Consider the following 23,448-nt stretch of genomic DNA (forward strand, 5'->3'; position numbering starts at 1 on the left):
TGGCGACCGCCGAGCAGGCCGACATCCCGGTCACGCTCGAGGCGCTGGGCACGGTGGTGCCGGCCGCCACGGCCACGGTGCGGCCGCAGGTATCGGGCGTGATCCAGAAGATCCACTTCAGCGAAGGGCAGATGGTGAAGGAGGGCCAGGTACTGGCCAGCATCGACCCGCGCTCCTTCGAGATGGCCCTGATGCAGGCGCGCGGCCAGCGCCAGCGCGACGAGGCCCAGCTGGAGAGCGCCCGCGTCACCCTGGCGCGCTACCGCACCCTGCTGGAGCAGGATTCGATCGCACGCCAGGAAGTCGACACCCAGGCCGCGCTGGTCAAGCAGCTCGAGGGCACGGTCATGACCGACCGCGCCTCGGAAGGCACGGCGCGCCTGAACCTGGGCTATGCCTCGGTCAAGGCGCCGATCAGCGGCCGGGTGGGCCTGCGCACGGTCGACATCGGCAACCTGGTAGGCAGCGGCGACGCCAACGGCATCGCCGTGATCACCCAGCTCTCGCCGATCGACGTCGAATTCACGGTGCCGCAGGACCAGCTGCCGGCGCTGCAGTCGCGCATCGCGGCCAAGGCGAAACTGCCGGCAACGGCGCTGGACCGCACCCGCACCCAGGAACTGGCCACCGGCGCCTTCAGCGCGCTCGACAACCAGGTCGACGTCCAGACCGGCACCGTGCGCGCCAAGGCCCGCTTCGCGAACGCCGACGGCAAGCTCTTCCCCAGCCAGTTCGTCAACCTGCGCCTGCAGGTGAACACGATCGAGGATGCGGTCGTGGTGCCGGTGACGGCGCTGCGGCACGGGGCGAACGGGGACTTCGTGTATGTGCTGAATGCGAAGGACAAGACGGTCTCGCTGCGTAACGTGACGCGGGGCGAGGCGACGGTGGACAAGGTGCAGGTCAGGACCGGATTGAAGGCGGGCGAGCAGGTGATTACGGAAGGCGCGGACCGCCTGCGTGACGGGGCCAAGGTCAACGTGCCGGGTGATCGTCCGGCCGGGGCCGGACAACGGCAGGGGCGCGGGCAGGGCGAAGGCCGCCAGCGCCAGGGAGCGCAGCAATGAACGAGCGAGTCCGACCCGCGCCCCCTGAGTCGTCGTTCCGGCGAAGGCCGGAAACCAAGTTCGTCGAGCAGTCGGGTACGCATGCGAACTTGGATTCCCGCCTGCGCGGGAACGACGGGATGAAGGGCGCGTGGCAATGAGCCCCTCCGCCCCCTTCATCCACCGGCCGGTCGCGACAGCCCTCCTGATGCTGGCCATCGTCCTGGCCGGCCTGGTCGGCTACCGCTTCCTGCCCCTGTCCGCGCTGCCCCAGGTCGACTTCCCGACCATCCAGGTGCAGACCCTGTACCCCGGCGCCAGCCCCGAAGTGATGGCGCGCACCGTCACCGCGCCGCTGGAGCGCCAGTTCGGCCAGATGTCCGGCCTGACCCGCATGAGCTCCACCAGCGCCGCCGGCGTTTCGGTGGTCACCCTGCAGTTCGGCCTGGGCCAGACCCTGGACGTGGCCGAGCAGGAAGTGCAGGCCGCGATCAACGCGGGCGGCTCGCTGCTGCCGACCGACCTGCCGGCGCCGCCGGTCTACGCCAAGGTGAATCCGGCCGACGCGCCGGTGCTGACGCTCGCGATCACCTCCGACACGCTGCCGCTGACCGAGGTGCAGAACCTGGTCAACACCCGCCTGGCCCTGAAGATCAGCCAGGTCTCGGGCGTCGGCCTGGTCACGCTCTCGGGCGGCCAGCGCCCGGCGGTGCGGATCCAGGCCGATACCGAGGCGCTGGCTTCCTATGGCCTGGGCCTGGACAGCCTGCGCAGCGCCATCACGGCGGCCAACGCCAACAGCGCCAAGGGCAGCTTCGACGGCCCCACGCGCTCATATGCGATCAACGCCAACGACCAGCTGCTCACGGTCCCCGACTACAAGAACCTGATTGTCGCCTACCGGAATGGCGCGCCGGTCAAGCTGGAGGAAGTGGCGCGGGTGGTCGACAGCGCCGAGAACGTGCGCCTGGGCGCCTGGGCCAACATGAAGCCGGCCATCATCCTGAACGTGCAGCGCCAGCCTGGCGCCAACGTGATCGCCACCGTGGACGGCATCAAGGAACGCCTGCCCGAGCTGCAGGCCGGCCTGCCGGCCTCGGTACGCATGGACGTGCTGAGCGACCGCACCGCCGGCATCCGCGCCTCGGTCGAGCACGTGCAGATCGAGCTGCTGCTGGCGGTGGTGCTGGTGGTGCTGGTGATCTTCGCCTTCCTGCACAGCCTGCGCGCCACCGTGATCGCCAGCCTGGCGGTGCCGATTTCCTTGATCGGCAGCTTCGGCATCATGTACCTGCTCGGCTACAGCCTGAACAACCTGTCGCTGATGGCGCTGACCATCGCCACCGGCTTCGTGGTCGACGACGCCATCGTCATGATCGAGAACATCGCGCGCTACATCGAAGAGGGCGAGAAGCCGATGGCCGCGGCGCTGAAGGGCGCCACCCAGATCGGCTTCACCATCATTTCGCTGACCGTGTCCCTGATCGCGGTCCTGATTCCGCTGCTGTTCATGGGCGACGTGGTGGGCCGCCTGTTCCGCGAATTCGCGGTGACCCTGGCGATCACGATCCTGATCTCGGCCGTGGTGTCCCTGACCCTGGTGCCGATGATGGCGGCGCGCTGGCTGCGCGCCCACGAGGACGAGCACCCGGGCCGGCTGGCGCGCAAGACCCAGGCCTTCTTCGACCGGGTGATCGAGCGCTACGACGTGCTTCTTTCCTGGGTGCTGGCGCGCCAGGGCCTGACCCTGGTCGTGGCGCTCGGCACCCTGGTGCTGACCGCGCTGCTGTGGGCGGTGATCCCGAAAGGCCTGTTTCCGACCCAGGACACCGGCCAGCTGCAGGCGCGCCTGGAAACCCGCCAGTCGATCTCCTACCGCGACATGGCGGCCCTGCAGCAGGCCGCGGCGCGCGAGATCCTGCGCGACCCAGAAGTCGCCTCGCTCAGCTCCTACGTGGGCGTGGACGCGGCCAACAACACCATGCTGCACACCGGGACCATGCTGATCAACCTGAAGGCGGACCGTGGCGACCAGGAAGAGACCATCGAGCGCCTGCGCGCGCGCGTGGCGAACGTGGCGGGCGTGACCCTCTACCTGCAGCCGACCCAGGACCTGACCATCGATGCCGAGAGTGGCCCGACGCAGTACCGCCTGTCGATCGAAGGCGCCGACAGCGCCACCGTCAATCAATGGGCGCACAAGCTGGTCGAGAAGATGCGCACCCTGAAGCAGCTGCGCAACGCCACCACCGACGCCGGCGCACAAGGCGCCGCCGCCTTCATCGACATCGACCGCGACACCGCCTCGCGCCTGGGCGTGACGGCCGCCTCGATCGACGACGCCCTGTACAGCGCCTTCGGCCAGCGCATCGTCTCGACCATCTTCACCGAGACCAACCAGTATCGCGTCATCCTCGAAGCGGAACAGGACCAGGCCATGTCCCTGGACGCCCTCGCCAACCTGCAGCTGCGCACCAGCTCCGGCCAGCCGACGCCCTTGTCGGCGGTGGCCACCATCTCCGAGCGCCAGGCGCCGCTCCAGGTCACCCACGTGGCCCAGTACCCGGCGGCCACGGTCGGCTTCGACACCGCCTCCGGCGTCTCCTTGGGGCAGGCGGTCGATGCCATCCGGGTAGCGGCCGAAGAGATCAGGATGCCGGCCTCGGTCAGCATGACTTTCCTCGGCGCCTCCGGCGCCTACCAGGCCTCGCTGTCCAACCAGCTGTGGCTGATCCTGGCGGCCGTGGTCTGCGTCTACATCGTGCTGGGCGTGCTCTACGAGAGCTACATCCACCCGCTCACCATCCTGTCGACCCTGCCTTCCGCCGGGGTGGGCGCGCTGCTGGCGCTGTGGGTGACGGGGCAGGGGCTGGGCGTGATCGGCATTATCGGCATCATCCTCCTGATCGGCATCGTCAAGAAGAACGCCATCATGATGATCGACTTCGCCATCGAGGCCGAGCGCGACCAGGGCAAGTCGCCGCTCGATGCGATCCGCCAGGCCGCGCTGCTGCGTTTCCGCCCGATCCTGATGACGACCCTGGCGGCCCTGTTCGCCGCGGTCCCGCTGATGTTCGGCTGGGGCGAAGGCGCCGAGCTGCGCCGGCCCCTGGGCCTGGCCATTTTCGGCGGCCTGATTGTCAGCCAGCTGCTGACCCTGTTCACCACACCGGTGATCTACCTGGCCTTCGACCGCGCCGCGCGCCGCTGGTCCGGCAAGGCTCCCCATCAACCAAGCGAGGCCGGGGCATGAACCTCTCGCGCCCCTTCGTCGAGCGCCCGATCGCGACGGTCCTGCTGACCCTGGGGATCGCGCTGGCCGGCATCGCCGCCTTCTTCGTGCTGCCGGTCTCGCCGCTGCCGCAGGTCGACTACCCGACCATCTCGGTGTCGGCCTCGCTGCCCGGCGCCAGCCCGGAGACCATGGCCTCGAGCGTGGCCACGCCGCTCGAGCGCCGCCTTGGCACCATCGCCGGCGTCAACGAAATGACCTCCAGCAGCAGCACGGGCTCGACCCGGGTCAGCCTGCAGTTCGACCTGAACCGCAAGATCGACTCGGCCGCGCGCGAGGTGCAGGCCGCCATCAACGCGGCCCGCGCCGACCTGCCGGCCACCTTGCGCAGCAACCCGACCTACCGCAAGGCCAATCCTTCCGACGCCCCGGTCATCATCCTGGCATTGACGTCCAAGACCCGCACGCCGGGCCAGATCTACGAGTCGGTGTCGAACATCGTGCAGCAGCGCCTGGCCCAGGTGAAGGGCGTGGGCGAGGTCGAGATCGGCGGCGGCTCGCTGCCGGCGGTGCGCATCGAGCTGGTGCCTTACTCGCTCAACCGCTACGGCGTGTCGGCCGAGGATGTGCGCGCGGCGATCCAGGCCAGCAACCCGAACCGGCCCAAGGGCGTGATCGAGGGTGGCGGCACGCGCTTCCAGATCTATTCGCAGCCGGCCATGACGGGCAACGGCCGCAGCGCCGCCGACTACCGCGACCTGGTGGTGGCCTGGCGCGACGGCGCCGCGATCCGCCTGCGCGACGTGGCCGAGGTCATCGACGGGCCCGAGAACATCAACACCATTGGCCTGTTCAACGGCCAGCCCGCCGTCATCGTGCTCGTGACGCGCCAGCCGGACGCCAACGTGATCGAGACCGTGGACGGCGTGCGCGCGCTGCTGCCCTCGCTCCAGGCCCAGCTCCCGGGCGACGTGAGCCTGCAGGTGGCCTCCGACCGCACCAACTCGATCCGCTCCTCGCTGCACGAGATCGAATTCACCCTGCTGCTGTCGATCCTGCTGGTGGTGCTGGTGGTGAGCGTGTTCCTGCGCAGCGTGCGCGCCACCGTGGTGCCGGCGGTGGCCACCGTGGTTTCGCTGCTGGGCACCTTCGGCGTCATGTACCTGCTGGGATTCTCGCTGAATAACCTGTCGCTGATGGCGCTGACGGTGGCCACCGGCTTCGTGGTCGACGACGCCATCGTGGTGCTGGAAAACACCAGCCGCCACATCGAGCAGGGCATGGACCGCATGAAGGCCGCGCTGCTGGGCGCGCGCGAGGTCGGCTTCACCGTGCTGTCGATCTCGCTGTCGCTGGTGGCGGTCTTCATTCCGCTGCTGTTCATGGGCGGGCAGGTGGGGCGGCTGTTCCGCGAATTCGCCGTCACCCTGTCGGCGGCGGTCATGATTTCGCTGGTGATCTCGCTGACCACCACGCCGATGATGTGCGCCTGGCTGCTGCGCAGGAATGACAAAGAGCGCGACAAGGAGCGCAAGCCGGGGCGCCTGGCGCGCTGGTCGGAGAGAGGTTTCGGGCGCGTGCTGCGCGCCTACGAGCATTCTCTCGACTGGGCGCTGGACAGCAAGCTGCTGGTCATGTTCAGCCTGGTGTTCGTGATCGGCCTGAACGTCTACCTGTTCGCGGCCGCGCCCAAGGGTTTCTTCCCGCAGCAGGACACGGGCCAGATCAGCGGCGGCATCCGCGCCGACCAGAGCATCTCCTTCCAGGCCATGCAGGCCAAGATGCGCCAGCTGGTCAACATCATCAAGCGCGACCCGGCGGTGGACACGGTAGTCGGCTTCACCGGCGGCGGGCGCGCCGGCGGCGGTTTCATGTTCATCAACCTCAAGCCCGCCGACCAGCGCGATGAAGCAGGGCAGGCCGTGATCGCGCGCCTGCGTCCGCAGCTGGCGCGGGTGACCGGCGTGTCGCTGTTCCTGAATCCGGTGCAGGACCTGCGCATGGGCGGGCGTTCCAGCAACTCGACCTACCAGTACACGCTCAAGAGCGACAACGCGGCCGACCTCAAGCTGTGGGCCGGCAAGCTGGCCGAGGCCATGAAGCGCCAGCCGGCGCTGGTGGACGTGGACACCGACCAGGCCGAGAACGGCGTCGAGACCTTCGTCACGATCGACAAGGACAGCGCCGCGCGCATGGGGATCAGCACGCGCGACGTGACCAACGCCCTGTACAACGCCTTCGGCCAGCGCCAGGTGGCCAACATCTACGACGAATTGAACCAGTACCACGTGGTGATGGGCGTGGCCCAGCGCTACGCCCAGTCGCCCGAGGCGCTGCGCGACGTCCATGTGCCGGCCAGGGGCACGGCGGCCCAGCAGGCCGCCGGCACGGGCACACCGGCCACCTCGTCCACACCCGCCAACCTGACCGCCGCACGCGACCCGTCCAGCGGCCAGGCCCTGGGCGCCAGCGCCACCACGATGGTCCCCCTGATGGCGCTGGCGCGCTACGAGGAAAGCTCGACCCCGACCTCGGTCAACCACCAGGACGGCGCGCTGGCGACGACGGTGTCGTTCAACCTTGCCGAGAACGCCAACCTGGAGGACGGCCAGGCCGCGGTGCGCCAGGCCGAAGCCGACATCGGCATGCCGACCAACGTGCGCGGCAGCTTCCAGGGCACGGCCAAGGCGGCGCAGGAATCGAACAAGGAGCAGCCTTTCCTGATCGCGGCGGCCATCATCGTGATCTACATCGTGCTCGGCATCCTGTACGAAAGCCTGGTGCACCCGGTGACGGTGCTCTCGACCCTGCCCTCGGCCGGGGTGGGCGCCGTGCTGGCCCTGCTGCTGTTCCGGATGGAGTTCTCGATCATCGCCCTGATCGGGGTCTTCCTCCTGATCGGCATCGTCAAGAAGAACGCCATCCTGATCATCGACTTCGCCCTCGAAGCGGAGCGAGCGCGCGGATTGACGGCCGTCGAGGCGGTGCGCGAAGCCTGCCTGCTGCGCTTCCGCCCCATCCTCATGACCACCCTGGCCGCGGCGCTCGGCGCGCTGCCGCTGGCGATCGGCTTCGGCGAAGGCTCCGAGCTGCGCCGCCCGCTGGGCGTGGCCATCATCGGCGGCCTGGTCGCCAGCCAGGTGCTGACCCTGTTGACCACGCCGGTGGTCTACGTGCTGCTCGACAAGCTGCGCACCAGGACCGCGTCCGAGCGCGAGCTGACCCGGCATCCCCTCGGCGACGAGGACGGTCCTTCCCTAGCCAAGCCATGAAGCCTATGCGAACCATTCCCATCCTCCGCCTTCCTATCGTCGCCCTGGCCGCCGCGCTGGCGGCCGGCTGCGCCGTGGGCCCCGCCTACCAGCGCCCGAGCACGCCCGAACCCGCCGCCTTCAAGGAAGCCCAGGGCTGGGTGCCGGCGGCGCCCGCCGACGCCCTCGAACGCGGGCCCTGGTGGCAGCTGTTCGGGGACGCGGAACTGAACCGCCTGGCGGACGAAGCGGCGCGTGCCAACCAGGAAGTGGCGGCCGCGGTGGCCAACTATGCCCAGGCCCGCGCCGTGGTGGCCCAGCAGCGCGCCGCGCTGTTCCCGGTGGTGTCGCTGGGGGCGGGCGCCGACCGGGCGGGGGGCGGCGAGCGCTCGCCGTCCAACCAGTACCGCGTGTCGATCGGCGGCAGCTGGGAGCCGGACCTGTTCGGGCGCCTGCGCAATTCCGTCAGCAGCGCCCAGGCCGGCGCCGAAGCGACGGCCGCCGACCTGGCCAATGTGCGCCTGGCGGTGCAGGGCGAGCTGGCCAGCAATTACTTTTCGCTGCGCCAGCTGGACGCCCAGCGCGCACTGCTCGCCACCACGGTCGAGGGCTACGAGCGTGTGCTGCAGATTACGCAGAACCGCTTCAACGCGGGCATCGCGGCCAAGTCCGACGTGCTGCAGGCGCAGACCCAGCTCGCCAACGCCCGCAACGAGGAACTGGGCCTGGCGCGCCAGCGCGCCCAGCTCGAACACGCGATCGCCGTGCTGGTGGGGCGCGCGCCGAGCGAATTCACCCTGGCGCCGCAGTCCTGGACCGTGACCGTGCCCGAGGTGCCAACCGGGGTGCCGGCGACCCTGCTTCAGCGCCGCCCCGACATCGCCGCCGCCGAACGCGACGTGGCCGCCGCGAACGCCGAGATCGGCGTGGCCCGCTCCGCCTACTTCCCGAACATCGGCCTGAGCGCCTCGTATGGCGGCGCGGCCAGCAAGGTGGGCGACCTGTTTTCCGCCTCGAGCGCGGCCTGGTCCTTCGGCCTGTCGGCGGCCCAGGCCCTGTTCAATGCCGGCGCCACGCGCGCAGGCGTGCAGGGCGCCGAGGCGCGCCACCAGGCGGCCGTGGCGCGCTACCGCCAGACCGTGCTGGACGCCTTCGCCGACGTCGAGAACCAGCTCTCGGCCACGCGCGTGCTGGCCCAGCAGCAGGACCTGCGGCGCCAGGCGGCCGAAGCGGCCAACCTGGTCGAGGAGCAGATGCTGAACCGCTACAAGGCCGGGCAGGTCAGCTATACCGAGGTGGTGCAGGCCCAGGCGACGGCGCTGTCGGCGCGGCGCGCCCTGGTGCAGGTGCAGGCCGACCGCCAGACGGCCGCGGTGGCGCTGATCCAGTGGCTGGGCGGCGGCTGGCGCGCCGGTACGGCGCAGTAGGGACCAGCCGCGCCTGCATGGATGATGCTATCGGAAGCGGGTCGGCGTAGACTATGGAAGAGGGGTAATCACTCCGCGCTGGAAGTTTCCAGGTGGAAAGATTACAATCGACGGGTTCGCTGACGTATTCGCCACCGCTATGAAAAAATGGATAGGCCGCTTGCTGGGCGGCTCGGAAAAAGAGACACCGGTTCCTGAGGCTCCGGAGGAAGAGCAGGACGAAGGACAGCAGGATCCCGAGCTGGGAGCCCTGTCCCGGGAGGTCGACGCCACCTACTACCGCTGGCTGACCGCGGCGGCCGGCTACGACGCCTCGAAGGAACTCCAGCACCGCATCCTGGACGGGGTGCGCATGCTGGTCCACGATCCGGACAGCGCCGCCGAACTGGTGCCGCGCGTGCCGGAGCTGATTCCCAAGCTGATGCGCAGCCTGATGGACGAGAACCTGTCGGCCACCGAGCTGTCGCGCGAGCTGGCGCAGGACACCGTGCTGGTGGCGGAAGTGATCCGCGAATCGAACAGCGCCTATTACCGCCCGCTCACGCCGATCAAGACCCTCGAAGCGGCCGTCATGATGCTGGGCCTGAACGGCGTGCGCATGCTGCTGGCGCGCATCGCCTTGCGCCCGCTGGTCAGGATGGAAGTGGACGGCTTCGCGCGCCACGCCTTGCCGATCGTCTGGGACCAGTCCGAGAAATGCGCCTTCGCGTCCAGCATGCTGGCGCCGGGCATGTCCGCCAGCGTGTTCGAGGCCTACCTGGCGGGCCTGATGCAGAACGTCGGCCTGGTCGTCGCTTTCCGCATGGCCGGCCGCCACTGCGAGGGCGGGCGGATGCCGGGTTCCAGCGAGTTCGGCCTGCGCCTGCTGAACATCAGCCGCCAGCTGTCGGCGGTCATCGCGTCGCACTGGGACTTCCCGCCGCAGGTGGCCGAAGCCATCGTCCACGCCGGCCGCCCGAGCACGCCGCTGGCCGAGGCGCTCGCGCACGGCGACCGGGTCGCCAAGCTGCGCCTGCTGATCGACGCCGAAGTGATTCCCGCGGACGATCCCTTCGTCACCTCGGGGCTCGACAACTTCCAGCGCCGCTGCCTGGGCAAGCTGGGCGACCTGGACGATTGATTGAAAGCGATCGCTGGGCTGCTCCTCGTGTCTCTCGTTTCCATCCCGGCGGCGGCTGCGCCGCTGGCGGAAGGGCGCGCCGCGGCCCTGACCCGGCGGCTCGAGGCGATCTTGAACGATCCGGCCATGCCGCTGCCCGGCCTGTCCGTGGTCGCGATCCGCGCCGGCGAGATCGTCTACCGCCGCCAGCTGGGCAGCAAGCGCCTGGCGACGCCAGGCACGCCGGCCCGGCCGATGGATGCCGCCACCATGTTCCGCGTCGCCTCGGTCTCCAAGCTGGCCACCGCGATCGGGGCGATGAAACTGGTGGAGCAGGGCCGCCTGGCGCTTGACAGTGACGTCAGCGATGTCCTTGGCTACCGCCTGCGCAACCCGCATTTCCCCGAGCACGCGATTACCCTGCGCATGCTGCTGACGCATACCTCTTCGCTGCGCGACGACGCCGGCTTCAAGTGGGACCCGGAAGTCGACCTGCGCGAAGTGCTGGTCCCCGGCGGGCGCCACTACGGCCAGGGCCAGGCCTGGTCGGCCAAAGCCGGCCCCGGAACCTACTTCGACTACGTCAACTTCAATTCGGGCATTGTCGCCACCCTGATGGAACGCGCCGGCGGCGAGCGTTTCGACCGCCTGATGCGCAAGCTGGTCTTCGATCCGATGGGCCTCAAGGCCGGTTTCTACCTGGCCGACTTCGCGCCCGCGCGGATCGACGACGTCGCCACCCTGTACCGCAAGCGCGAAAAGGACGGCGCCGAGCGATGGGACCCGGACGGCCCCTGGATCGCCCAGTCCGACGATTTCGGTGCGGCGCCACCCAGTGCGCCCGCAGGCCTGGACCAGTATGTGGCGGGGACCAACGGCACCCTGTTCGGGCCGCAGGGCAGCCTGCGCATCTCGGCCGACGAACTGGCCGCCATCATGCTGATGCTGATGAACGAAGGCCGCCACGGCGGCCGGCAGATTCTTCAACCGGCGACCGTGGCCACGATGCTGGGCCGCCAATGGACCCTGGACGGCAAGGGCATCAAGGGCAGCGGCGACAGCGACAACTTCCGCGGCCTGTACCAGGCCTGGGGCCTGGGCAACCAGCACTTCCTCGACATCAGCAAGGTCGAGCAGGGGCGCGCCAGCGGCGACCGCCTGGTCGAGGGCGGCGGCTTCAAGGGTGTCGGCCACCTGGGCTGGTCCTGGGGCTTGAACGCCCTGTTCGTGTTCGACCCGCGCACGAATGACGGGATGATCTACGTGAGCAGCGGCGTGGGCGCGAACCCGGACCTGCAGCCCGGCCGCTTCTCTTCCGAGGCGCGCTTCCAGGAGCGCATCACCGACGCCTTGTACCGCGGAGCGATCGCGCCGCGCTGATGCGTGGTGAATATTTTGCGGTAAAGACAGCGCAGGTCCCGGGCTTGGGGCAGAATACGCATCCCTTACCGTTTTTGCATTGTTCCCGCACCGTCCATGCTTCGCCCGACCGCCGCCGCACTCCTGTTCGCCGCCCATTCCGCCCACGCACAAACCAGTCCTGATGCGGCGCCCGCGCCGGCCCCGCAAGCGAAGATCCAGACCGTCGAGGTCAAGGCCGACGCCACGGGCTACGACCCGCGCCGCGACGACACCGCCAGCAAGATCGTCGTCACCAGCGAGGAAATCCGGCGCTATGGCGACACCTCGGTGCTGGACGTGTTCAAGCGCCTGCCCGGCATCACGGTCAGCGGCGCGGCCGGGCGCGGCGGAGGCGAGGTGCGCATGCGCGGCCTGGGCAGCGGCTACACCCAGATCCTGATCAACGGCGAGCGCGCGCCGGCCGGCTTCTCCATCGACGAGCTCTCGCCCGACGCTATCGAGCGCATCGAGATCCTGCGCGCGGCGAGCGCCGAGTTCTCGACCCAGTCGATCGCCGGCACCATCAACATCGTGCTCAGGAAAGCGATCCAGAAGGCGCAGCGCGAACTGAAGCTCGGCGCCGGCAAGAGCAGCGACGCCAGCAACCCGAACGCCAGCCTGCAGCTGTCCGACCGCGCCGGCAAGATGTCGTATTCGCTCAACGCCAGCGCCTGGCGCTTCCACTTCGACCGCCCCGCACCGGCGGAGGAAAGCGCGACCGCGCCCGACGGCCGCTCGACGATGCAGCGCCGCGCCATGCAGCGCGACGAGGGCAGCCCGTATGGCCTGAACCTGACGCCGCGCATCAACTGGAACCTGGAGGAGGGCGACACGCTCACCTGGCAATCGCTGGTCAACCACAACCGCAACCAGTACCACGGCCACGTCGTCACCGACACCTTGCTCGGGCCGCGGCCGCTTTACGACGCGCGCGACATGCGCTCGACCGGCCGCAACACCATCGCACGCACCGACCTGAACTGGGTGCGCAAGCTGGGCGACGGCGCCAAGCTGGACCTCAAGCTGGGCGTGAACGGCCTGCGCAGCAAAGGCCTGTACCGCGAGCAGGACGACAGCGCCGGCCTGCGGGCGCGCGACTCCACGGTATGGAGCGCGACCCGCGAGCGCGGCCTGAGCAGCACCGGCAAGCTGTCCATGCCCTGGCGGACCGACCATGCGCTGGCGATGGGCTGGGACGGCGGCTACAGCCTGCGCGACGACGCGCGCATCGAACACGAGGTCTTTCCGCTGACCGGCCGCGTGGTGGACCCCGACGAAGCCTACGAGGCGCGCGTCAAGCGCCTGGCGCTGTTCGCCCAGGACGAGTGGAACCTGACGCCGCGCTGGTCGATGTACGCCGGCCTGCGCTGGGAAGGCCTGGAGACCACCAGCGAAGGCAACACCTTCGCCACCGTCAGCCGCCGCAACAGCGTGTGGAGCCCGCTGGCCCAGACCCTGTACAAGCTGCCGGACAGCCGCGACCAGCTGCGCCTGGCCCTGACCCGCACCTACAAGGCGCCCGCCGCCAGCAGCCTGATTCCGCGCCGCTTCACCACGCCCAACAACAGCCAGACCGAACCCGACTTCCGCGGCAACCCGGACCTCCAGCCCGAACTGGCGACCGGCATCGACGCCTCCTACGAGCACTATTGGGCCGAGAAGGCGCTGCTGAGCGCCAGCGTCTCGGTGCGGCGCATCCGCGACTTCACGCGCCAGGGCCTGATCCTGGAGAACGGACGCTGGATCCAGACCCCCGTCAACGACGGCCGCGCCAGTACGCGCAGCGTGGAACTGGAAGCGAAATTCCCCCTGTCGGCGGTGATGCAGGATGCGCCGGACCTCGACCTGCGCGCCAGCATCGCGCGCAACTGGTCGCGGGTGGATGCGGTGCCCGGCCCGGACAACCGCCTCGACCAGCAGACCCCGCTGTCAGGCACCCTGGGCGTGGACGTCAAGACGTTCGGGGGCAAGCTGGCGGCCGGTTCCAGCTTCGCCTTCAAGAGCGGCGGTCCGGTGCGCATCAACCTCAACCAGCTGGGCTACCAGAGCGTGCGGCGCGACCTCGACGTCTACGCGCTGTGGAAGTTCAATCCGCAATACCAGCTGCGGGTAGCGCTGTCGAACCTGCTCGGCCAGGACTTCGTGTCCGACGCGCGCTACCTCGCGGCCGACGGCGGCACGCTGCGCCGCACGATGGTTTACCCGGGCACGACGATGGCGCGGGTGACGCTCGAGACGCGCTTCTGACGCGCTCCGGCTGCGGCGAGCAGTAGTCCGGCCGCCAGCATGGCGGCGAAGGGCGGTTCGCTGACCGGCGGCGGCACGACGGCGAAGCTGGTCTGCTCGGTCCACAGCCAGGTGTCTTCATAGGTGAAGAAGGGCGGGCGGAAGCCGGTCTCGCCGCGTTCGACGTGGCTCAGGCCCGTGATCGTCTTCGAAGAAGCAATCGTGGCCTCGTCGGAGTAGCCCCATTCGACGTCCATGAACAGCTCGCCGCTGCCGAGCGCGTAGTTGAATTGCTTGAGCTCGCAGCGGGCGCCGTAGCAGCCGCCTTCGGGACGGCTGAAATAATCGTAGCCGTTCCAGAAGAAACCATCGAGCTCGGCGAGTTCGAGCATGCCGTTGCGGTTCCCGTCACTGCCCCGGAAAGCGCCGTCGAGCCGCATAATGGGATCGAAGCGCCCGGTTTCCTGGTCCAGGAAGCCGGTATAGCTGAAGGTCCGCCAGTCTTGCGCCTGGAGCGGCGCGGCAAGGCTGGCGGCTGCGGCGAACAGGGACGACAGGACGCGTTTCCACATGGTTTCCTCCATCGGGACGGCGAACAGGGCAGGGCGCAATCGGCCGTTCCAGACTAGCGCATTCCGCCTGCGCCCGCCATTCGCGCGCAGGCGTGCACGGGTGGCGTTGGAAACGGACCACGACAGTAAGGACCCGTCAATACGCCTGAAAACCACCGCACCCCAACTCAACAAGGCTATACTCGCGCTTTGTTTTTTTCATCCAGGGGAACACCTTGTTCAAATCCATCGTCCTTCCTGTCGCCCTGTTGGGCGCAGCCACTGTCGCCGTCGCCGACGAAGGTCAATGGCAGCCGCACCAGCTGCCGCAGCTGAAATCCGAACTCAAGCGCATCGGCATCACCATGCCGGCCGAGAAGCTGGCCGACCTCACCAAGCACCCGATGAGCGCGATCGTGTCGCTGGGCGGCTGCTCGGCGTCCTTCGTGTCGCCCGACGGACTGGTGGTCACCAACCACCACTGCGCCTACGGCGCCATCCAGCGCAACTCGACCCCTGAGAAGAACTACATCGTCAACGGCTTCCTGGCCAGGACCCGTGCCGAGGAGCTGCCGGGCGGCCCGAACACGCTGGTGTACGTGACCGAGAAGGTCGAGAACGTGACCGAGCGCGTGCTCAAGGGCCTGTCCCCAAGCATGTCCGGCCGCGAACGTCACGAGCTGGTCGAATCGCGCGTCAAGGCCCTGATCGCGGAATGCGAAACCGACAAGTCGGTGCGCTGCTCGGTGCCGGCCTTCCACCGCGGCCTCGAGTACTACCGCATCAAGCAGCTGATGATCCGCGACGTGCGCCTGGTGTACGCGCCGTCCGACCGCATCGGCAACTTCGGCGGCGACATCGACAACTACGAATGGCCGCGCCAGACCGGCGATTACTCCTTCTTGCGCGCCTACGTGGGCAAGGACGGTCGGCCGGCCGATCCGTCGCCGGATAACGTGCCCTATAAATCGAAGGACTTCCTGGTCGTCTCCGCCGAGGGCCTGAAGGCGGGCGATCCGATCCTGCTGGCCGGCTATCCGGGCCGCACCAGCCGCTACAAGCTGCCGTCGGAAATCCGCTTCGCGCGCGACGTCGACTTCCCGGCCAAGGTGGCCACCATCACCGCCGACCTGTCCGTGATCGCCGCCGCCACCATGGGCAACCCGGCCTGGAACGTGCGCTACGCCAGCGTCGACAAGAGCCTGAACAACGTCCTCAAGAAGACCCAGGGCCTGCTCGACGGCTTCGCGCGCAAGGACATCGCCGCCATCAAGGACGTGCAGGACGCCGAGTTCCGCGCCTGGCACAAGCAGCACGGCAACGGCGCAAGGAACCTGCTGGCCGAACTGGATGGCGTGATCGAAGCCGACATGGCGCAATCGCGCCAGGAAGCGGCCTGGCTGGAAGCGACCCACAGCGACCTGCTGAAGAGCGCGCGCACCCTGTACCGCCTGGCGCTGGAGCGCCAGAAGCCGGACGCCCAGCGCGAAAGCGGCTACCAGGAACGCGACCTGTCCTTCATCAAGGCGCGCCTGACCCGCCTCGAACAGTCCTTCGTGCCGCAGGTCGACGAAGCCCGCTACGGCGCCGCGCTGCAGCGCTACGCGCGCATCGACGCCAAGGTCCGCCCGCAAGGCCTGGACGCGCTGCTGCCGGCGCCCGCCGCACTCAACGCGATGTACAAGGCGAGCGAGCTGTCGGACACCGCCAAGCGCCTGGCCTGGATCGGCAAGGACCCGGAAGCCTTCCGCAAGTCGGGCGACCCCTTCATCCAGCTGGCCGTGCGCCTGCACGATACCGGCATGGCGCTGGAGAACCAGCGCAACGAGATCGACGGCAACCTGGAACGCGTGATCCCGCAGTATATGAGCGCGGTCATCGCCTGGAAGAAGTCGCAGGGCAAGCCGGTCTATCCGGACGCGAACTCGACCCTGCGCGTGACCTACGGCACCGTGGCGCCGTATGCACCGCGCGACGGCCTGCTCAAGGGCCCGTTCACGACCGTCGAAGGCATCACCGAGAAGGCGAGCAACAAGGAGCCCTTCATCGTCCCAAGCGCGCTGGGCGAGGCGATCAAGGCCAAGCGCTACGGCGTGTTCAAGGACCCGGTGCTGAACACCGTGCCGGTCAACTTCCTGTCGAGCGCCGACACCACCGGCGGCAACTCGGGTTCGGCAGTGATGAACAAGCGCGGCGAACTGGTGGGCCTGAACTTCGACTCGACCTATGAATCGATCACCAAGGACTGGTACTTCGACAGCGCGATCACGCGCGCGATCCACGTCGATATCCGCTACATGCTGTGGGTGATGAAGGAAGTCGACCATGCCGACAACCTGCTCAAGGAAATGACGGTCAAGTACCCGAAGAAGTAAGCGGGCGACCAGTTCGACCGGGCCGCGGCGACCACCACGCCGCGGCCTTTTTGCTTACCAAGCCCCGCCGCCTATACACTGTCGCCGCATGAACGACTTGCTCCAACTGGGCCCGCTGGCCACCACGCCGCTGGAACTGATCTCCTTCCTGCTCGCGGTCACGACCGTCGTGCTCAACATCCGCCAGAAGCACTGGGCCTGGCTGTTCTCGATCGCCTCGTCCGCCACCTATGCCGTGGTGTTCTACGAGGCGCGCCTGTACGGCGACATGGGCCTGCAGTTCGTGTTCATCGCGGCGTCGCTGTGGGGCTGGTACCAGTGGCTGCACGGCGCCGCCAATGCTCCCCTGGTCGTCACGCGTCTGGACCGCAAGGGCTGGAGATGGTCGCTGGCCGGCTGGCTGCTCGGCTTCCTGCTGCTGTCGTCCTTCCTCGACCGTTTCACCGACACCGACGTGCCGCATGCGGACGGCTTCCTGACCGCCGGCAGTCTGGTCGGCCAGCTCCTGCTGGGCCGCAAGAAGGTCGAGAACTGGCATGTGTGGATCGTGGTCGACATCCTCTACGTCGGCCTGTATGTCTACAAGGGCTTGATGCTGACCGCCTTCCTGTACGGCGTGTTCGTGCTGCTGGCCTGGACCGGCCTGCGCGCCTGGGGCAACATCGCGCGGAGGGATGCATGACGGCCGTTCAGCGCATCGCGATCCTGGGCGCCGAGTCGTCCGGCAAGTCCACCCTGTCCGAGGCCCTGGCGGCGCACTACGGCACGGTGTGGGTGCCCGAGTACCTGCGCGAATTCGTCGATGTCCAGGGACGCGTGCCCTACGAGCATGACCAGTTCGGCATCGCGCGCACCCAGCGCGAACGCGAGCAGGCCGTGCTGGCGCGGGCGAAGCGCTTCCTGTTCTGCGACACCACGCCCCTGATGACGGCGCTCTACAGCCGCGTGTACTGGGGCAGGGTGGATGCGCAGCTGGCACGACTGGAAGCGGTCCACGACTACGACCGCACTTTCGTGACGGCGCCCGACAGTCCGTGGGAGCCGGACGGGCTGCAGCGCGAATCGGAAGAAGTGCGCCAGATGGTGCACCGGATGCTGCTGGAGACGCTGGACGCAAGGGGCATTCCTTACGTCCTGCTGGAGGGGAGCCTGCCGCAGCGGCTGCGGCAGGTGGAGAAGCTGCTGGGGCCCGCCTAGCGCTCAGAAGTCAAACTGGGCCGACACGCGGAAAGTGCGCGGCGCGCCCGGCAGCAGGTAGCCGCCCAGCGCCTGCGTCACGTCGCGCCAGTAGAACTTGTCGAAGGCGTTGTCGACGCGGGCGCGGATCGTGGTCTGCACGCCGCCCAGGCGCAGCGCATAGGAGCCGCCGAAACCCGCCACGTGGTAGCCCGGCACCGTCACGCGGTTGGCGGGATCGAATGCCTTGTTGCCCGAGTACTGCCACAGCGCGTCCAGTTTCAGGCCCGGCAGCTGCGGCACCGCGTATTCCACCCAGGCGGCCGAGCGGAACTCCGGCACGTTGGTGACGCGCTTGCCTTCCACCGCCGGGTCGCCAGTGCCGTTCTGCTCCGCGTCGAGCGCGGAGGCCGAGACGCTGTAGCTCAGGTTCTGGGTCGCCTTGCCCTGGGCCGACAGCTCGATGCCGCGGTGGCGCTGCTCACCGGCGCGCACGAAGGCGTTGGCGCCGTTGATGTATTCCAGCCCCTGGGTGATCTCGAACAGGGCCGCGCTCACCATCATCTGCTGGTTGATGATGCCTTTCACGCCGAACTCCGCCTGCTTCGAGCGGCTCGGGGGCAGGGCGGCGTTCTGGTTGGCGGTCTCCATCGGCGCGATGCCGCCGTACTGCAGGCCGTGGATCAGCGAGCCGTACACCGACCAGTCGATCGACGGCTTGTAGACCAGGGCCACGCTCGGCAGCACGAAGGAATCCTCGGCATGCACCCAGGGCAGTTCCAGCTCGGCCAGTTCGTCGCGCTTGAGCTTGACGTAGCGCGCGCCGGCATGCAGCGTGAGCATCGGCGACAGGGTCACCACGTCCTGCACGAACAGCGAGCTCTCCTCGTTGGCGCGGCGCTCCATCACGGGGCCGGTGCGCGGGTTGCCCGGCGCCGGATCGACGATCAGGTTCTGGTAGATGTTGCTGTAGCCGGCGTAGTCGTAGACATAGGCGCCGAAGCTGTCGTGGCGTTCCGCATAGCCCGCGCCCAGGTTGAGCGCGTGGCGCAGGCCGCCGGTGGCGAAGCGGCCCTGCACCAGGGCCTGGATGCCGAACGGGGTCTTGCGTTCGCCGACGCTCTGGTAGTCGTAGACGTCGTAGTCGCCGTTCGAGCAGTAGCCCGGATAGAAGCCCTCGGCCTCGTTGCTGCAGCCGTAGGGGAAGGCGGTGTAGTCGTCGCGCTTGAACCAGTGCTTGTTGGCGGTGACGGTGGCGTTCCAGTCCGGACCGAAGCGGTACTCGAAGCGCAGGCCCAGGTTGCTGCTGTCGGTATCGACCGGGCGGGTCCAGGGTTGGGCGTTGAGCAGGGTCTTGGCCGATACCTTCGCCGGCAGGACTTCGTTGCGGATCAGCTGGTAGCCGGGCGCGGTGATCTGCGACTTGTGCTGGTGGTCGACGTCGAGCTGCAGCAGGGCGTCCGGCGAGATCCGCCAGTCGAAGGCGGCGGAGACGAACTGGCGCTCGCCGTCGGCGCCGCGGACATAGGACTTGAGGTCTTCGGCGGCGGCGTTCAGCCGATAGCCGAAGCGGCGGTCCGCGAAGCGTCCGCCCAGGTCGATGGCGCCGTACAGGGTGCCGCGCTCGCGCGCTTCGACGGTCACCGAGCGCAGCGGCGCCGCGGTCGGGCGCTTGGTGACGAAGTTGACCATGCCGCCCGGCGCGGCCACGCCCGCCTGCAGGCCGGCCAGGCCGCGCAGGATCTCGAAGCTCTGCTTGTTCTCGAGCGGGATCTGGGTGTCGCCCGGAATGGCGACCATGTCCTTGCGGTAGCTGGTGGCGTTGTCCAGGGCGAAGCCGCGGATCGAGAACTGCTCGGCGTAGCCGACCGCGTTATAGGCATCGCCGACCGAGGCGTCGAAGCGCACGGCCTCGGTGGCGCTGCGGATCGACAGGTCCTGCAGCTGGCCCTGGGTCATCGCGGTGATCGAGGCCGGGGTGTCAATCAGGGGCGTGTCGGAGAAGCCGCCGATGGCGGCGCGGTCGGTGGCGACCCACTTGCTGCCGGTGACGACGACGGACTGGACCTGGTCCTGCGCCGCTGCGGAGAAAGCCTGCAGGATGGCGCAGGCAAGGACGGTGTGTTTCAGCTTGAAGTTCATGGTGTGCTCGTCTTCGCGCGCCACGGGGCGCGCTGCTTTTCAAAAAAGCCGGAGCCAACGTGGGGGAAGGGCAAACAAGGAGGGAACTGCGTTGCGCTTTCCTTCGCTGGCATTATCCAGATCAGGTACGAAGGGTATGTCTCACCCGGAACATCGGTTCCAGGACCCCTAGCGAAGGCGCGAGTGTAGCACGTCCGTGCGGGACGTGGTGGAAGTGGCAATGGTTTGGACGGTTCGGCGGCGGTTGGACGCGTGGACGGCAGAGCCGTCCACCCTACGTGACGCTAGCTGTAGGGTGGACGGGTCCCCCGTCCACGCGTTCAAACCACGCCGGATCAGACGCTCAATTCCAGGACTTGACGGCTGACCTCGAGCGTCACGCCCCGGTCCTCACCCAGCTTGGTAAGACGGTGCGCCTCCAGCGCCGCCAGCACCGGCTCGACGTTCTCCTTGCCCAGCCCATAGCCCGACAGCCTGGTCGGCACGCCCACGCTCTCGAAGAAGGCCTCGGTGCGTTCGATCGCCGCGTCGATGCGCGCATCCTCGCCGCCCTCGGTAAGACCCCACACGCGCGCCGCGTACTGCAGCAGCTTGGCGCGCTTGGCCTCGCGCCGCACGCGCAGCATGGCCGGCAGCACCACCGCCAGGGTCTGCGCGTGGTCGAGGCCATACAGGGCGGTCAGCTCATGCCCGATCATGTGGGTCGCCCAGTCCTGCGGCACGCCGACGCCGATCAGGCCGTTCAGGGCCAGGGTCGCGGTCCACATCAGGTTGGCGCGCACATCATAGTTCTCCGGCTCGCTCAGGGCCTTGGGGCCATCCTCCACCAGGGTCAGCAGCAGGCCCTCGGCAAAGCGGTCCTGCACCTTGGCGTCGACGGGATAGGTCAGGTACTGCTCCATCACGTGCACGAAGGCGTCGACCACGCCGTTGCCGACCTGGCGCGCCGGCAGGCTGTAGGTCTTGGTGGGGTCCAGCACCGCGAAGCGCGGGAATACGTGGCGCGAGGCGAAGGCGCGCTTTTCCAGCGTGGCCTTGCGGGTGACCACGGCCGCCGAGTTCATTTCCGAACCGGTGGCCGGCAAGGTCAGTACGGCGCCGAAAGGCAGGGCCGCGTGGATATTGGCGGCGCGCTGTTCGAAGATGCTCCACGGGTCGCCGTCGAGGAGGGCGCCCGCGGCGATGAACTTGGTGCCGTCGATGACCGAGCCGCCGCCCACGGCGAGCAGGAAGTCGATGCGCTCGGCGCGCACCAGTTCGATTGCGCGCAGCAAGGTTTCGTAGGTGGGATTCGGTTCGATGCCGCCGAATTCGAGCACAGTATGTCTGGACTGCGGCCCGGCCAGCGCGGCCTTGACCTCGTCGTAGACGCCGTTGGCGCGGATGCTGCCGCCGCCATAGAGCATCAGGACGCGGGCGCCTTCCGGCACCAGGGTGGACAAGCTGGCGATCTGGCCCTGGCCGAACAGCACGCGGACCGGATTGTGGAAATCGAAGTTATGCAAGGCGAACCCCTCTTTGTAATCAGACAAAGAGGGGATTATCGCCGAATCGCACCGGCGCTGCCTTTATGCCTCGGCGGTGGCCGCCGCCGTGGCCTGGCTGGCGCTGGCCGCCTGTTGCTGGACCATGTGGCGCAGCAGGGTGCTGCGGGTGGAGTCGCCGATGGCGCGCCAGTGCTCGCGCCGCTGCGCCGCGCGCTTGCGGTGCTTGGACGGCATGTCTTCCAGCGGCTTGAGGTAGAAGGGCAGGCGGATCAGGAAGCTGCGCTCGTCCTTCTCGGCGCCGCCCAAAATGCGCCAGAAGCCGTCGTAGGCGTTCTCGAAGTGGCGGATGTCCTGCGGATCGTAGGCGATGTGGGCGGTGCAGCGGATCGCCACCACGCGGTCCATGCCCAGCGCCTGGGCCACGCCCTGCATCGCGGCGAAGCAGAAGAAGCTCGGGGAATTGTTGGGGAAGACCTTGTCGAAGGCCTCGAAGGCGGCGCCGGAATCGGCCCAGCGGCCCTGGTTGCGGCTCAGGAAGGGCACGGTCGGCATGTCGACCCCGACCATCGCGCCGTCGACCCAGGTGTAGGACAGGCGGTGCAGGTACTGGCCGTCGGCCACCAGCGAGATCGTCAGGTCGCCCTCGGCGTCGTGGCGCGGGGCCATCTCGAGGCGCAGGACGAACTGGTGCTCCTCGCCTTCGTGCTGCCACAGGTTCAGGCCGCCCCCGCCGTACACCGCGTCCTTATAGGCGCTGTTGAAGCGGGCGTCCTCGAAACGGTAGTGCGACAGCACGCATTGCACGCGTTCGCGCGCGCTCAGGCCGCGCATCAGGAATTCGCGGTCGCCCAGGTGGTCGAAGGGATCGCCGTTGGGCGAGGCTTCGGCGAAACGGCGGATCAGGTCCAGGCGGCTCAGCGCCTGGTGCTCGCGCCAATAGCGCAGCATGCGCAGGCGGCGGGCGATGCCGTGCACGGGATTCGGAAGGTGAGCGATGTTCATGGACGCTCCAGTCGGCCTAAAGTGTCGGCCGCCACAAGCGGGCGGCCAGTCTTTATCACGCGTCCACACGACGTGGACGTGCTCGGCGGAATGTTAATTCCGCCCTGCAATTATCCGCTGAAACGCTAACTCGTGCCCGGATGAAACGAATAGAGTGGTGGGGAACCAACGAAACGGGACGTGTTCATGGTCTGGTCTCTCTCTCGCATGTTGACTTTTTGTTTTTGCCAGGCAGGCACTACAAGACTACCATGTTTGTGCGGCGACAGGCTTCTAAATCATCACCGATAATGCGCGGACCGATGCAGACCGGAGGTGGCGATGGTGTATGAACTCTATTATTGGCCCGGCATCCAGGGGCGCGGGGAATTCGTCAGGCTGGCGCTCGAGGAAGCCGGCGCCGACTACGTCGACGTGGCGCGGCGCGAAGGGGGCATGGACCTGCTCACCGCCGCCCTCGACACCGAGGAGTATCCCTCCTTCGCGCCGCCCTTCCTGAAGGCCGGCGAGATGACGGTCGGGCAGGTCGCCAACATCCTGATGTACCTGGGCGAGCAGCACGGCCTGGCGCCGCGCACCGATCCCGGCCGCCTGTGGGCCCACCAGTTGCAACTGACCATCGCCGACCTAGTGACGGAAGCGCACGACACCCACCATCCGATCGCCACCTCGCTGTACTACGAAGACCAGAAGCCGGAAGCGCTGCGGCGCGCCGCCGACTTCGTCGAGACGCGCATCCCCAAGTTCCTCGGCTATTTCGCGCGCATCCTGACCAACCCCGAACCGCGCGACTTCCTGGTAGGCGACAAGCTGACTTACGTCGACCTGTCGCTGTTCCAGGTCATCGAGGGCTTGCGCTACGCCTTCCCGAAGGCCACCCAGCGCATGGAGCGCGAGTACCCGGCCCTCACCGCCTTGCGCGACCGGGTGGCGGCGCGGCCGAACATCGCGGCCTACCTGGCCTCGGACCGGCGCATTCCCTTCAACCAGAACGGCGTGTTCCGCTACTACCCGGAGCTGGACCAGTAGGTCG

At 68.2% G+C, this 23,448-nt stretch carries 15 protein-coding genes and 1 riboswitch; of the genes, 11 read left to right on the forward strand and 4 right to left on the reverse strand.

The annotated features are described in order from the left end of the window. The 7 genes from KBW98_RS18475 to KBW98_RS18505 form a co-directional block, all read left to right on the forward strand. Positions 1 to 1,067: efflux RND transporter periplasmic adaptor subunit (locus KBW98_RS18475; RefSeq protein WP_211521634.1), on the forward strand; the 1,067-nt coding region annotated here is incomplete at its 5' end. A gap of 136 nt (positions 1,068 to 1,203) precedes the next feature. Next, positions 1,204 to 4,299 (forward strand): efflux RND transporter permease subunit, encoded by a 3,096-nt coding sequence (locus KBW98_RS18480; protein ID WP_211521635.1) that lies wholly within the window; start codon positions 1,204 to 1,206, stop codon positions 4,297 to 4,299. Next, positions 4,296 to 7,550, forward strand: coding sequence for an efflux RND transporter permease subunit (locus KBW98_RS18485; RefSeq protein ID WP_211521636.1), 3,255 nt, complete (start codon positions 4,296 to 4,298; stop codon positions 7,548 to 7,550). Before KBW98_RS18480 ends, KBW98_RS18485 begins: the two co-directional genes overlap by 4 nt. A 5-nt stretch (positions 7,551 to 7,555) precedes the next feature. Next, positions 7,556 to 8,956 (forward strand): efflux transporter outer membrane subunit, encoded by a 1,401-nt coding sequence (locus KBW98_RS18490; protein ID WP_211521637.1) that lies wholly within the window; start codon positions 7,556 to 7,558, stop codon positions 8,954 to 8,956. A gap of 139 nt (positions 8,957 to 9,095) precedes the next feature. Further along, the gene (locus KBW98_RS18495; protein WP_211521638.1) at positions 9,096 to 10,076 is read left to right on the forward strand and encodes an HDOD domain-containing protein; all 981 of its coding nucleotides are present in this window, start codon (positions 9,096 to 9,098) and stop codon (positions 10,074 to 10,076) included. Next, the gene (locus tag KBW98_RS18500) at positions 10,077 to 11,435 is read left to right on the forward strand and encodes a serine hydrolase (protein WP_229429282.1); all 1,359 of its coding nucleotides are present in this window, start codon (positions 10,077 to 10,079) and stop codon (positions 11,433 to 11,435) included. A gap of 96 nt (positions 11,436 to 11,531) precedes the next feature. After that, positions 11,532 to 13,703: a TonB-dependent siderophore receptor gene (locus KBW98_RS18505; RefSeq protein WP_211521639.1), complete on the forward strand. Its 2,172-nt coding sequence runs from the start codon at positions 11,532 to 11,534 to the stop codon at positions 13,701 to 13,703. Here the strand turns inward: KBW98_RS18505 and KBW98_RS18510 are convergent. After that, positions 13,655 to 14,254: a hypothetical protein gene (locus KBW98_RS18510; protein WP_211521640.1), complete on the reverse strand. Its 600-nt coding sequence runs from the start codon at positions 14,252 to 14,254 to the stop codon at positions 13,655 to 13,657. The genes KBW98_RS18505 and KBW98_RS18510 overlap by 49 nt on opposite strands. A gap of 215 nt (positions 14,255 to 14,469) precedes the next feature. Here KBW98_RS18510 and KBW98_RS18515 point away from each other — a divergent pair, with 215 nt between their 5' ends. The 3 genes from KBW98_RS18515 (at position 14,470) to KBW98_RS18525 (ending at position 17,805) form a co-directional block, all read left to right on the forward strand. Next, positions 14,470 to 16,608, forward strand: a complete 2,139-nt coding sequence (locus KBW98_RS18515; RefSeq protein WP_211521641.1) for a S46 family peptidase — start codon at positions 14,470 to 14,472, stop codon at positions 16,606 to 16,608. 88 nt (positions 16,609 to 16,696) lie between these two features. Next, positions 16,697 to 17,290, forward strand: coding sequence for a nicotinamide riboside transporter PnuC (pnuC, locus tag KBW98_RS18520; RefSeq protein ID WP_211521642.1), 594 nt, complete (start codon positions 16,697 to 16,699; stop codon positions 17,288 to 17,290). Continuing rightward, complete coding sequence (locus KBW98_RS18525; RefSeq protein ID WP_211521643.1) at positions 17,287 to 17,805, forward strand: AAA family ATPase; 519 nt, start codon at positions 17,287 to 17,289, stop codon at positions 17,803 to 17,805. The genes pnuC and KBW98_RS18525 overlap by 4 nt, the downstream gene beginning before the upstream one ends. Positions 17,806 to 17,808: 3 nt before the next feature. On the opposite strand, the gene KBW98_RS18530 is transcribed toward KBW98_RS18525, so the two are convergent. The 3 genes from KBW98_RS18530 to KBW98_RS18540 form a co-directional block, all read right to left on the reverse strand. Beyond that, the gene (locus tag KBW98_RS18530) at positions 17,809 to 19,950 is read right to left on the reverse strand and encodes a TonB-dependent siderophore receptor (protein ID WP_373888968.1); all 2,142 of its coding nucleotides are present in this window, start codon (positions 19,948 to 19,950) and stop codon (positions 17,809 to 17,811) included. Positions 19,951 to 20,007: 57 nt separating this feature from the next. Beyond that, positions 20,008 to 20,106: riboswitch (TPP riboswitch) on the reverse strand. Positions 20,107 to 20,261: 155 nt separating this feature from the next. Next, entirely contained in the window at positions 20,262 to 21,431 is a 1,170-nt protein-coding gene (locus tag KBW98_RS18535; RefSeq protein WP_211521644.1) for an iron-containing alcohol dehydrogenase, read from the reverse strand. A gap of 63 nt (positions 21,432 to 21,494) precedes the next feature. Then, the gene (locus KBW98_RS18540; protein ID WP_211521645.1) at positions 21,495 to 22,415 is read right to left on the reverse strand and encodes a DUF535 family protein; all 921 of its coding nucleotides are present in this window, start codon (positions 22,413 to 22,415) and stop codon (positions 21,495 to 21,497) included. A gap of 321 nt (positions 22,416 to 22,736) precedes the next feature. Here KBW98_RS18540 and KBW98_RS18545 point away from each other — a divergent pair, with 321 nt between their 5' ends. Beyond that, positions 22,737 to 23,444: a glutathione S-transferase gene (locus tag KBW98_RS18545; protein ID WP_211521646.1), complete on the forward strand. Its 708-nt coding sequence runs from the start codon at positions 22,737 to 22,739 to the stop codon at positions 23,442 to 23,444. Positions 23,445 to 23,448: the final 4 nt, after the last annotated feature.

This window comes from Massilia sp. ST3 (assembly GCF_018119405.1).
In the GTDB taxonomy this organism is placed as follows: domain Bacteria; phylum Pseudomonadota; class Gammaproteobacteria; order Burkholderiales; family Burkholderiaceae_D; genus Telluria.